Origin of the sequence: Mesorhizobium sp. M7A.F.Ca.US.006.04.2.1 (assembly GCF_004022915.1) — a bacterium.
GTDB classification, from domain to species: Bacteria; Pseudomonadota; Alphaproteobacteria; order Rhizobiales; family Rhizobiaceae; genus Mesorhizobium; species Mesorhizobium ciceri.
The window spans coordinates 1-12672 of record NZ_RZQA01000006.1 but is presented as its reverse complement, the minus strand read 5'-3'; the positions used below and the strand labels follow the sequence as shown (position 1 = coordinate 12672).

The following is a 12672-nucleotide window of genomic DNA, read 5'->3' as shown; positions in this document are numbered from 1 at the left end:
TCGCGCTGACCCTCCCAGGCTCTTTGACCGGAGGGCCACGGCCGCTGAAAAAGCGCTGCTGCTCCCCCGACGCTCCCCGAACACCGGACCAGCGCCGGCAAGACGCCCGCATCAACAGGCTTTGCGTCCCGGCACCCTAACCCTTACAGGAGTATGCCAGCCTATCAACTGCCCCGAGCGGCTGCGCTGGATCAGTTTGAACCTGTAGGCACGTTGTGCAAGTGTGGGAACGTGAGCAGGTGGAGGGAACGATGGTACCGTATCGTGCGCACAAGGATGCGATTGTTGGGGTGCTCCGCGACCGCGCCAAGCAACGTCGGACGATCTTCTACAGCGAGTTGGGCTCGGCACTAGGTATCCCAGCCCAGGGCCCATGGAAGCCAATCCTGGACGAAATATCTCGCGAAGAAACGTCAGCAGGTCGGCCGGACATCACGTATCTCGTTGTCTCAAAGACTACGAACTTGCCGGGTCAAATAGGATTCACTGCGGCAAGGCCGCCGTCGATGGACCAAACAAAGACAGCGCTCGGAACGATAGAAGCCGTTTTCGGGCACTACTCTTGAGCCACCTCGCCTGGCTTTCGTTTTCAATTCGAGCCCTTTTGCCCGGCTAAGAACCTGAAAGGGATGGGGCGAGCCTCTTAAAGCCCTACTGGGCAAAGCCTCTGAAACAAGGCAGCATCTTAATCGCTGCTCCCAGCCCAGAAAGGTCAAATTCGTGCTGGACCTCAGCACCGTCAAATAAATCTGTGACGCCAATCACAATGGTCTTTCCGGATATGGCCTGTCGGGTAAATTCTGGCACTTCTGAATCAGGAACGAAGGCAGCGTCGTTCTCCGAAGAAAGCGCCCAGCTCTGGAGGGGCGAAGGCAGTGATTTATCGACCCGATACCGCACGCTGACGTCATAGTTATCGCCAACCATATATTGCCCGATGTCGGTCAAAGCCTCTAAGTCCGGACCTCTGCAGCGCCAACTCAGCCTGGTATCTTCGCCAGGACTGTAAGTGACGATAAGACTCCGGTCTTCGTCGGTGACGCCGTCCTTCTTTTCTATGAACCTGAAACTGCCGATAGTGTCGTTTGCTTCGGCTGATATTGATATAAACGAGATGAGGCAGCATCCAAGTGCCGCCAAATAGGCGAATCGCATTGATATGACCCTCCCAGGCCGAGCGGTCGATAGCTGATGCCGACGAGCTCGCCCCCAGACAACTCTGTCACAATACCCTAATTTGGGGTACACCGATTTAGGGTTTTATTGAACAGCCAGTCTCAGCACTGGCGCTGCCCTTGTCCTCACTTCGTTCCGATCTCTACCGCAAGATGATCGTGCTTCTCGTTGAAGTGCGCAAGGATGCTGGCATCACCCAGGTCGAACTGGGTAGGCGCCTCGGGCAGCGGCAGACATTTGTCTCGAAGTTCGAGCTGGGAGAGCGGCGCCTGGACGTGGCCGAGTTCGTCACCGTTGCGAGGGCGATCGGTGCTGACCCTCTTGAGATCATACGGGTAGCGGAATCTGAAAGTCGCTGAGCGCGCGTCAATTAGTACCCCGATTGGGTTCCGGACGGCCGGCTACGTGGACGTCTGATCGGCTTGCATTTCGGTAGTTAGATTAAGCCGTTTCCGCAGCGCCGCCGCCAGCTTAGATGCATCATGAATCTTGGCGAAGAGCGGCCCAAGGTCTAGGCCGTGATACCGGCCGTATTCCTTACGTACGGGTTCCATGACGACCAGCTTCCAAGTGCTGGGCTCCAGCATGATGACGCCGGCGTCGAATAGCCGGTGCAGGTCGGCGCGCAACGGGATGCCGTTCCATCCTTCGTCGCAGCCGCCGCAGGACACGGGCAGAACGTGGGCAGCCTCCAAGGCCATCAGTGTCTCGCACCCGGTCACGAGACAGCGCGCACCGAACAGGTCGAAGACCGCGCGGCGAAACTTGGCTTGACCCGGGCGCTCCCAAACCTCGGCCAGACGGCGCTGGCGCTCGGCCGTGCTCTCCGCCTCGTCCTCCGGGCTGTCTATCAGCTGGAACTCCAAGTTCTCGAAGTATCGTCGGAATACGTTGGTAATCGGGTTGTTTGTCATAGGGCTCCCGGCGATCTCGTTCGCCAGGCGCCCAAGCGGCTTCACAGGGTAAGCCGCGCCCTCGTGCATCAGGAATCCCGTGCTGGATCTGCGCGTCTGCCCGTTGGGTTTGGGATAGCTCTCATAAAGCCATTCCCGTCCGTTGGCTTTGGCCAAGCGGATCGCGTCCAAAGCGTGGTTCCGTTCGAAAATTAGGTCAGTCACCGGTCGGCAGCCCTCCCATCGCTTTCGGATGCCAGTATACGCTATCGCGGGATTCCCGCGGCATGCAAGCCGTCGACGTACTCAGCCAAGGCGGGGGAGGACACCGTTTTCCCACCCGTGGGACGCAAGCCTTTCTTCTGGCCGGGACGGGAGCTAAGTCGCTGAAAGAGCGTTGCCGCACTGCGCTCCCCAGCGACCGGCCCAGCGCCGGTACGACCGCGCGCGCTCCCGGTTCCAATGCGAAAGGCATCTCCAATCTGATCGAATTGGACCGTGGGCTGCCCGCAAATCCTCACCTCATAGCAGCCCACCGTGAACTAAAAGTTTTCCCCATGAACTTCTCTGATTTTTATCCAAGTTGTTGATTTACAACAAACTACTGCGCCTTGACTGCCATGCTCATCCAAAACGGTATCTAGATACTCTTGGTCTGGTCGTATAAATTTTTGCCATTAGCAGCCCTTGATCGCACGGAGACCAAACATGTTCTGGAAATCACTATTCGCCCTTGCGAAGATCGAACCACTGCCCGCGGTCGTCATTATTGCCTTGGCGGCACTCATTGTCGTCGGCATCGCCCTCACAAAAATTCCGAGCTGAGATGGAGGCCGTAGCTCAGAGCCGGTGGTCGCGCCTTCCCACGGCCTGGATTCATGATACGGGTCTCAGGCTTTTCAGGACGGGACACCTCCTGGGTGTGTCCACCGCAGCGCTGAAGGTGCTCCTGGCAATCGTTGTCCGCGCCGAGAACAAATCTACCGCACAGGCAGCGCAAACCCAGGGATCTGCATGTATGTCATATGACGAACTGATAGACCTAACAGACTTGTCGCGCGCTATGATTTCGTCGGCGGTTAAGCTACTGACGAGTGCTGGCATCGTTATTGTAAAGCGGGAAGGCCGGGGTGGGAAGAATCGCTACTTTCTTACCGGGTATGGAGAAACGGATCGGTACGGTAAGATTCCCAACAAGACGCTTTACAGGCAGGCTCCGTCGGATCGGCTGTCGGCGCTTCATGAGCTCTCATGTCGGCGCGAGTCGGACATGAACGCACTGAAGCTCTACCTGCTCTTCTGCGCCTTTCGGGACGGAAAGACCAATGCCGCTATGATCGGGTACGAGAGGATTTGGATTTACACAGGAATCCCGGAAGCAAAAATCCGCCGTGCGATCTCTGTACTGATCGAACACGGCTTTATACAAGTCGATCGTGATCGATCATCGGCCGAAAAGAAGAACCATCCAAATCGCTACGAGATCCTGGGTCTCTGATGATCGCATGCCTACAGAACTTGCTCACAGTTTGGCGCACAGCCACAGCGAGAGCTCTAGCAATTTCTCGATGTATGGATTTTGCGTCATGCTGTGGTACGGGTGGCAGCCTATGAGCAACCTTCGCTACGACAAGCAAGGCGGAGCGTTCCAAATTCGTATTGCGTTCTGTTGGCAATTGATTTTGTCGCTGTCGCCTGGCGGGCTTTCTCTGCCCCGATCCGTGCTCCGTTGTTCTCTCATCGAGGTTGCATGAGCACGTTCGAAGGAATCAAGCCTGGTGCGCGTATCAAAGGCCTCGATGCCGCAGGTATCGCGGAGGTCGTTTCGGTTTCCAAATTCGGACCTGACGCGGTGAATCTGGTTTTCCGGGTCAATGGCAAAGTCGCAGAGCGGCTTGTCTACCGCGGCGAAGAAACCGGCTTTGAATTCGTAATGGCTGGCCGTACTTACGCCTTTGATGCGGATGGCGCCCTTCTGCGCTTGGCGTCCGAAGCATATCGCATTCGGCTTGCCCACCTTTTCGATCCCTACCTGGCGGTCAGTGCTTCACAGATCGAGGCGCTTCCGCACCAGATCACGGCCGTCTACGGCGAAATGCTGCCGCGACAGCCGCTTCGCTTTCTGCTTGCAGACGATCCAGGCGCCGGCAAGACAATTATGGCCGGGCTCCTGATCAAGGAGCTCTTGATTCGAGGCGACCTTGAACGTTGCCTGATCGTCGCGCCTGGAAGCCTTGTCGAACAATGGCAGGAGGAAATGGCCGAAAAATTCGGCCTGCATTTCGATCTCCTAACGCGTGATCAAATCGAAGCCTCCGTCACGGGAAACCCGTTCGCTGAAAAGAATCGCCTCATCGTTCGCCTGGATATGGCGGCTCGATCGGAAGAGCTGAAGGCTAAGCTCGGAGCGGCTGGGGATTGGGATCTGATCATCTGCGACGAAGCCCATCGCATGGCCGCGTCGTATTTCGGCGGCGAAGTTAAGGAAACTCAGCGTCACAAGCTTGGCAAGCTGCTCGGGACGCGAACCCGGAACTTCCTTCTGATGTCCGCGACTCCGCACAATGGCAAGGAAGCTGACTTTCAACTTTTCATGGGATTGCTCGACGCAGACCGGTTCGAGGGCCGGTTCCGCGAAGGCGTTCACAAAGCCGACGTATCCGACATGATGAGGCGGTTGACCAAAGAAGAACTCTATCGCTTCGACGGTACGCCGCTTTTCCCTGAGCGCCGGGCCTATACCGCTAGCTTCGCCTTGTCCCCTGTCGAGGCCAAACTCTATCAGGCGGTCACGACCTACGTGCGCGAAGAGATGAACCGCGCGGATCGGACAGGCGACGATAAGCGCCGGTCGAATGTGGGCTTCGCGTTGCAAATCCTTCAGCGCCGCCTTGCCTCTTCGCCGGCCGCGATCCACCGCTCGCTGGAACGACGCCGGAAGCGCCTGCAAGACCGATTGCATGAAGAAAGACTTATGCGTCAGACCGACTCGGCCCCACTAACCCACGCGCCGGTTCTGCCCAGCTATGACCCTGACGACATTGATGAGGTGCCGGGCGCGGAAGCGGAAGCCGCCGAGGAACAGATCGTCGATCGAGCAACAGCGGCCGCCACCCTTGCTGAGCTTGAAGCCGAAATCCTTATTCTGAAAGATCTCGAAGACCGTGCGCTGAGGCTGAAGCTTTCCGGCCAGGATGCCAAATGGCGCGAGCTTGAATCCATTCTCGACGAGCCGCTGATGCTGGACGCCGCAACTGGCCTGCGTCGCAAGGTGCTGATCTTCACTGAGCCGAAGGACACACTCGAATATCTGCAACAGAAGATTGCAGCACTTATGGGCGATCCTTCGGCTGTGGTCGTCATTCACGGCGGCATCGCGCGCGAAGCTCGGCGCGGCGCCATTGCCGCCTTTAATTCCGATCCGCGTGTGCGCGTGATGATCGCGAACGACGCTGCAGGTGAGGGCGTGAACCTTCAGCGTGGCGCGCATCTGATGGTCAACTACGACCTGCCGTGGAACCCGAACCGCCTCGAACAGCGTTTCGGCCGCATCCATCGCATAGGCCAGACTGAAGTTTGCCACCTGTGGAATCTCTGCGCAGCAAACACGCGTGAAGGCGAAGTCTATCGCCGCCTGCTTGAGAAGCTTGAAGAGGCCCGTGCCGCGCTAGGCGGCAAGGTCTATGACGTGCTCGGCGAGCTGTTCGAAGGCCACGCGCTACGGGATCTCCTCGTCGAGGCAATTCGCTACGGTGATCGGCCGGAAAAGAAGGCCGAGCTTTTCCGAAAGGTAGATGGTGCGGTTGATGTCGAAGCTATCGAGAAGCTGGTCGCCGAACGCAAACTAACCTCCGAAGGCATGAACCCGAGTTCGGTCGCCGATATTCGCGAACAGATGGAGCGCGCGGCAGCCCGTCGCCTGCAACCGCATTTCATCGGCTCGTTCTTCCGAGAAGCCTTCACGATGCTCGGCGGGCGGATTGCCGAACGCGAAAAAGGCCGATTCGAAATCCTGCGTGTACCGTCGATCCTGAAGGAACGCGACCGGCTGATCGGGCGTTCCGATCCGGTGCTTGATCGTTACGCGCGCATCACCTTTGAAAAATCCCTGATCATCGGACAACCGCAGGCCGAACTCGTGGCGCCAGGTCATCCGCTGCTCGAATCGCTGGTCGACGTTATCCTCGAACGTTTCCAACCACTCCTCAACCAGGGCGGCGTGCTGGTGGACGATGCAGACGAAAGCGTCGAGCCAAAGCTCCTCGTCTATCTCGAACATGCAATCCGCGATGGACGGGCCGGCCGGTCGGGTGAACCCCGCGCCATTTCGCAGCGGCTTCAGTTCCTGTTCCTGAAGGAAGACGGATCGGCGACCGACGGCGGACCCGCGCCCTATCTGGATTATCGCCCGATTACGCCCGAAGAGAGTGTATCCGTCGCTGACGCCATCGTCGCGCCCTGGCTATCGGATAATGTCGAGGCGCAGGCACTCGGCTATACCGTTCGGTCCCTGGTTCCCGATCATCTCAACGAGGTAAGGACGCGCCGGATCGCCGAAATCGACAAGGTCGAGCGCGAGGTGCGCGCCCGCCTTAATCGCGAGATCAACTATTGGGATGCTCGCGCCGCGCGGCTGCGAGAAGAGGAGCGGGCAGGCAAGGAACAGCGCATCAACGCTCAAAACGCAGAGGCGACGGCCGCACGCCTGGTAGAGCGGCTGCATCGGCGCCAATCGGAGTTGGATCGCGAGCGGCAGATTTCCGCTTTGCCGCCGGTCCTGAAAGGTGCGGCGCTGGTGATCCCTGGCGGGCTGCTGAAAGCCAAGGTCGCGTTAGCCACGGCCAGCAAGTCGACCGGATTCGCCGAAGACCCGATCCTGCGGGCTGAATCCGAGCGCAAGGCCATGCAGGCCGTGTTCGCGGCTGAACGCGCCCTGGGCCATGAACCACGGGACGTATCTGCCGAAAAGAAGGGCTGGGATATTGAAAGCCGCGATCTCCAGGCGGGCCATCTGCGCTTTATCGAGGTGAAGGGCCGTCACGCCGAAGGGCGTGACGTCATTTTGACCAAGAACGAAATCCTGGCGTCGCTCAACGTCGCTGAGGCTTTCATTCTTGCGATTGTTCAGTTCGATTCTGGCTTCGTGCATGAGCCCATCTATGTTCGCCGATTCTTCACAAGAGAATTGGGTTTTGCCGAAACGGCGGTGGTGTTCGACATCGCGGACCTGATATCGATTGGAACAAAGCCTAGTTAGGGCTGCGAGGAGCTTATATGGAAGAGCAGATAGCCAATCTCTTGCGGGCGGCTGGGGGGCATCTCACAAGATTTCAACTTTGGCAGGGTTTGGCGCTGCCAGACGATGAGCCCACGCAGGAATATTCGGAGGCAGAACAAAACCTCGTTGATCAGCGCCGTATTGAGCGAAGGCGAGGACGAAATGGCGGAATCTATCTAGTCGAACAACCTGCCGAGCCGGAGGCTGTGGATATAGACGCGCCGGTTCAACCAGAGGAACCGGCGGCCCAAGAACGCCGTCTGGAGAATGACTACTATCAGCCCGCTCTCGACCAAATCCTAGCCCACTGGACGGAGCAGCCCGGATTTACGCATGTCTTTGGAGCAGTGACTGCTGGTCAAGGACGCCGCCAGACAGGTGGGCGGTGGAGCAGGCCCGACCTCGTTATCTGCACCGTGTCGGATTGGCTATTTTCCTCCCGATCAGAGGGCGATGTTCGAACTATTGAGATCAAGCGCTTCGAGGCATTGGATGTCCTTGCGGTGTATGAGGCTGTGTCTCACAAATCGAAGGCGCACTACGCCTATCTTCTGATTGTGAATGTTCCCGACGAGTTGGATGACGATCAGAAAGGCGACCTTGAAGCTGTCCTCGCTGTCGCAGGTAAGCACGGCATCGGAGTCATAGCGGCTCGCCGAGCCGAGGATTGGTCTACGTGGGTCTTTGAGCTTGATGCTACACGAAGCGATGCGGACCATCAGTCGATTAACCAGATGCTTTTAGATCAGGTGCCGCCGGAGGTTCGCGACAGATTTCGAACGACACTTCGGGAAGTGGCGGTCAGGGTAGTGTTTTGAACGAGAAAGCTGTGCGTAAGAAACTCATCGAGGTTTCGATCCCCCTAGAAGCGATCAACGTTGCCTCCGCGCGAGAGAAATCGATCCGACACGGACACCCTTCGACGCTGCATCTATGGTGGGCCAGACGCCCTTTGGCAGCGTGCCGGGCAGTTTTGTTCGCGCAGCTAGTGGACGATCCTTCCAGCTGGCCTGATCGATTCCCGACTGAGGAAGCCCAGGATGTCGAGCGCCGGAGGTTGCACCGTATCATCGAGGCTATGGTGCCGTGGGAAGCCTCGAACAACGAGACGATCCTAAACGCAGCCCGCTGGGAAATCGCGCGCTCAGTGGCCTGGGGCCTTGGCGAAGAACCGCCTGCCCAGGGCGACGCCAAGGCCATCTTCGACTACCTGCAAAACAAAGCGCCACCGGTGTATGATCCCTTCTCGGGCGGCGGGTCGATCCCGCTCGAAGCCCAGCGCCTCGGCCTGCGTGCCTATGGATCGGATTTAAATCCAGTCGCAGTCCTGATTGGCAAGGCATTGGTGGAAATCCCGCCGAAGTTCGCCGGCAGGCCTCCGGTGAATCCGAAATCGCGCGTCGCGATCGCGCGCGGCGGCAAATGGAACGGCAAAGGTGCGGAGGGCCTCGCCGAGGATGTGCGCTACTACGGCCAATGGATGCGCGACGAAGCCGAGAAACGGGTTGGGCATCTCTATCCGAAGGCGAAACTGCCAGATGGCTCAGAGGCGACGGTGATCGCTTGGCTTTGGGCTCGGACCGTCCGCTCTCCCGATCCGGCGGCGAAAGGTGCGATGGTTCCTCTAGTCTCATCATTCATGCTCTCAACTAAGGAGGGAAAAAAGGCGTGGATTGAGCCCGAGATCGATCCAACGGCTAAGGATGGTTACCGGTTCAAAGTCATGACGGGGACACTTTCTAAGCCTGATCAAGAGAGGCTTAAGAAGGGAACGAAGGCTGGCCAAGGCCAGGCCTTTACGTGTGTTCTGACAGGCTCGGTCATTGATAGGACCTATGTGCAAGTCGAGGGCAAGGCCGATCGCCTTGGGGTTCGCCTGCTTGCAATCGTTGCCGAGGGCAATCGACGCAGAGTTTACTTGTCGCCGCTCGAAGAAGACGAGTCCCTTGCTAGGTCGATGTCTGATGACCCCGATATAAAAGATGCTCGAGAGGATCAGCTGTCTGCGGCTACGCCAACCCGTGCCCAACTAACGGGAGGCGTATGCTCCGCGTATGGCTTGCGCACTTGGGGACACCTTTTTACGGACCGACAGTTGATCTCACTGAGAACACTGACTGGACTAGTTGAAGGCGCCCGCGAGGCGGTCTTAGCCGACACCTTGTCGGCAGAGATTAGCGATGATTTGATACCACTCAGGAGTAACGGGCGAGGCGCAAGTGCATATGCCGACGCCGTGGCCACCTATCTAGCATTCAGCGTTAGCCGACAGGTAAATAGGGGCTGCACATTGAATTTTTGGGACAATACCAGCCAGAAAATCCAGCAGGTTTTTGGGCGACAGGCGTTCGCAATGACTTGGGATTTCGCTGAAACTAATTTCTTCAGCCAATCAACCGGCAATTTCCTGGATCAAGTCGAGTACCCTGTAAAATCAATCGCCAATTGGCCAATCGGAACTGCAACAGGCTTCGTAAGTCAAATCGACGCTCCCAAGAACAGCTTTCCAGTACGGCCTGTGGTAATTTCTACAGACCCCCCATATTACGACAATATTGGGTACGCTACGCTCGCTGATTTCTTTTACGTTTGGCTTCGACCCGCTTTAAAGAATATCTGGCCGGACCTTTTTCGCCGACTCACGACGCCGAAAGAAGAAGAGCTTGTTGCGACGTCGTTTAGGCATGCCAACCGAGCAAGTGCCGAAGAGTTTTTCATGCAGGGCATGGGACTAGCTCTAGGCGCAATGCGTGAAGCCGCTACCGAGAGCGAGCCCCTCGCCATCTACTATGCGTTCAAGCAATCTGAATCATCATCCGAAGGTGTAAGCTCGGCAGGATGGGCCTCCTTCCTTCAGGGCGTCATCAATGCTGGGCTGCTGATTGATGGAACATGGCCGATCAGAACAGAACTTACAGGAAATTTGAAAGGCAAATTGAACGTCCTCGCATCCTCGATTGTGCTTATTTGCCGCAAGCGTCGCGTTAGCGCCGACACAATCACAAGGGCGGAATTCATCCGCTTGCTCCGCCGCGAGCTACCGGATGCGATAGATGATATCCGCAAGGCAGGCGTTGGCCCGGTCGATATGCAGCAATCTGTAATTGGCCCGGGAATGGGTGTTTTTTCGCGCTATGCCAAAGTGCTGGAAGACGACGACAGCGCCATGCCTGTTAAGACTGCACTCGCGCTTATCAATCGAGTCTGGGAAGAGATTGATCAAGAGCTCGATGCAGCTTTCGATGCGGAAACGCAGGTCGCTCTCGCTTGGTTTGCAACCTATGGCTTCGATGCCCGTCCGTCTGGCGAACTGATCACCCTCGCCAACGCCAAAAATATTGGCACGAACGCACTCTTCGATTCGGGAGTATTCAAGGACCTAAAGGGCAAGACCGCGCTGACGCCTCGCGACGAACTGCCAAAAGCCTGGACACCAGCCAAAGACAAATCCCTCACCGTCTGGGAATGCGTCCAGCACACTGCGCGCGTCCTCAACGCTGAGGACGGTGGGGGCGCTGCTGCGGGTCGGCTCGTCGCTGAAATGGGGCCAAAGGCTGCGGAAGCCCGGGCGCTCGCCTATCGTCTGTTCGAAATCGCCACGCAGAAGGGTTGGGCGGCCGAGGCGCTTGTCTACAACGAACTGGCCCAGGAATGGCCGAGGCTCGAAGATTTGGCTACCAAAGATGCGACGGATGGCTCACGAAAGCCCGCACAGGGTACGTTGCTTTAAGGAGCGATCATGTCGCACGAGATCGAAGGTACCAAACGGGTCCGCGATACACTCGACTTCACGCTAAAGTCAGTGCTCGACGGCTTCGTCGAAGCGAACATGGAGGCGAAGCACGGGCAGCGCTGGCTGCATTATGCAAGCCGCTCTTCGGGACAAGGTCAGAACGACACGCTGGACGTGTACGGACTGTGCAAAACTATCCTCGACAATTGGAACGAGGTATTTGGCGCGCGGTTCGATCGGAAGCATGTTAACAAGGCACGCAGGCTTGTCTCGACGGTCTTTGAAGCCCGCAATGCAACAGCGCATCTGAATGTGCCACTGAGCGACCCGGAAGCGTTGTCGTTTCTCTGGGCGATTGTCGAACTAGCGATGCTCCTGAAGGCACCGGAAAAGACAATCGAGACACTTAAGGCCGTCTATGGGGCCCAGCGCTCTACAGGCATTGAGGCGGGCAGGATAGACCCGGCAACCCCGACAGAGCCTAAGCTTACAGTAGAGCCGGGATCGGCTCAGCAGATGAGCTTCAATTCCGAAAGTGGTGTAGCCAAAGCGCTGAAGCCGTGGATCGATGTCGCCTTGCCACACCCGGACGTGATTGCGAACCGCTTTAAGGAGGCCGAGTTCGCTGCCGATCTTTTTGCGGTGGATGCTGGCTATGCCGGCGAAGGCTATGCGACACCGAACTCTTTCTACGGAATTACTTTCCTGACCGAAGGCTTGAAACGCGTACTAACCACCGCGACACAAAGACTTGGCGCCAATGGTGGCGATCCGGTGATTGGCCTGCAGACCGCTTTCGGCGGCGGCAAGACGCACACGATGCTCGCGATCTTCCACCTCGTGAAGCATCTGCGCGACGGAGGCGATCCGCGCGGGCTGCCGGGTTTAAGCGATATACTTGATCGTGCGGGTGTGAATTCGCTGCCGAAGCCCAAGATGGCTGTGTTCGTCGGTTCGGCCGATGGCCCGGACGTTAGCCTTAAACTGAACGAGGGACCTCGGGTTCATACGGCTTGGGGATATATCGCATGGCGCCTTGCAGGCGAACCGGGACTTGCGCTTGTCGCAGAAGCTGAAGCAGCTCGCACGAGCCCTGGCTCTCGTATCATGGTTGAAGTCTTCAAACTTGCTGGGCCAAGCGTTATCTTGCTCGATGAGCTGACCATGTTCGCCCGCCAGCTCGACGACGACCGGTTCGAAGCTTTTCTCTCCTTCATCCAGTCGCTCACCGAAGCGGCAAAGATGGTCCCGGGCATCCTGATCGTCGGCTCGCTGGTCGAGAGCAAAGCCGAGGCCGGCGGACCGCGCGGCGAGGCCGCGCTGCTTCGTCTCGAGAAAATTTTCGGCCGTGTGCAATCAGCATGGCTACCAGCTTCTGGCGATGAAACTTACGAAATCATCCGGCGACGTCTGTTCCAGCCCCTTGATGCCGAAGGCGAGATGGCGCGGGACGAAACAGTCAGGGCTTTTCACGATCTCTACAAAAAGAACCCGGCCGAGTTCCCGCCTGAGGCCAGGGAAGCACGCTATCTGGAACTGCTCCGCCTGTCCTATCCGAGCCATCCGGAGCTGTGCGATCGGCTGTCGAAGGA

At 57.7% G+C, this 12672-nt stretch carries 8 protein-coding genes; 6 read left to right on the top strand and 2 right to left on the bottom strand.

What is annotated here, in order from left to right:
* Positions 1-651 precede the first annotated feature (651 nt).
* Positions 652-1155, bottom strand: coding sequence for a hypothetical protein (locus tag EN925_RS00875; RefSeq protein WP_127367961.1), 504 nt, complete (start codon positions 1153-1155; stop codon positions 652-654).
* 140 nt (positions 1156-1295) lie between these two features.
* On the opposite strand from EN925_RS00875, the gene EN925_RS00870 reads away from it, so the two are divergent.
* Entirely contained in the window at positions 1296-1535 is a 240-nt protein-coding gene (locus EN925_RS00870) for a helix-turn-helix transcriptional regulator (RefSeq protein ID WP_245460872.1), read from the top strand.
* 42 nt (positions 1536-1577) lie between these two features.
* Here the strand turns inward: EN925_RS00870 and EN925_RS00865 are convergent, their stop codons facing one another.
* A complete protein-coding gene (locus EN925_RS00865) occupies positions 1578-2246 on the bottom strand; it encodes an HNH endonuclease signature motif containing protein (RefSeq protein ID WP_206632781.1) in 669 nt (222 codons plus the stop codon).
* A 745-nt stretch (positions 2247-2991) separates the two neighbouring features.
* Here EN925_RS00865 and EN925_RS00860 point away from each other — a divergent pair.
* From EN925_RS00860 to EN925_RS00840, 5 genes are all read left to right on the top strand, one after another.
* Positions 2992-3567, top strand: a complete 576-nt coding sequence (locus EN925_RS00860) for a hypothetical protein (RefSeq protein WP_127367959.1) — start codon at positions 2992-2994, stop codon at positions 3565-3567.
* Positions 3568-3819: 252 nt separating this feature from the next.
* Positions 3820-7326: a helicase-related protein gene (locus tag EN925_RS00855; protein WP_127367958.1), complete on the top strand. Its 3507-nt coding sequence runs from the start codon at positions 3820-3822 to the stop codon at positions 7324-7326.
* Between the two features lie 17 nt (positions 7327-7343).
* Positions 7344-8165, top strand: coding sequence for a hypothetical protein (locus tag EN925_RS00850; protein WP_127367957.1), 822 nt, complete (start codon positions 7344-7346; stop codon positions 8163-8165).
* Positions 8162-11077, top strand: a complete 2916-nt coding sequence (locus tag EN925_RS00845; RefSeq protein WP_127367956.1) for a DUF1156 domain-containing protein — start codon at positions 8162-8164, stop codon at positions 11075-11077. The genes EN925_RS00850 and EN925_RS00845 overlap by 4 nt, the downstream gene beginning before the upstream one ends.
* A 9-nt stretch (positions 11078-11086) precedes the next feature.
* Positions 11087-12672 (top strand): Swt1 family HEPN domain-containing protein (locus EN925_RS00840; RefSeq protein WP_164894099.1); only part of this gene is annotated, 1586 nt, incomplete at its 3' end.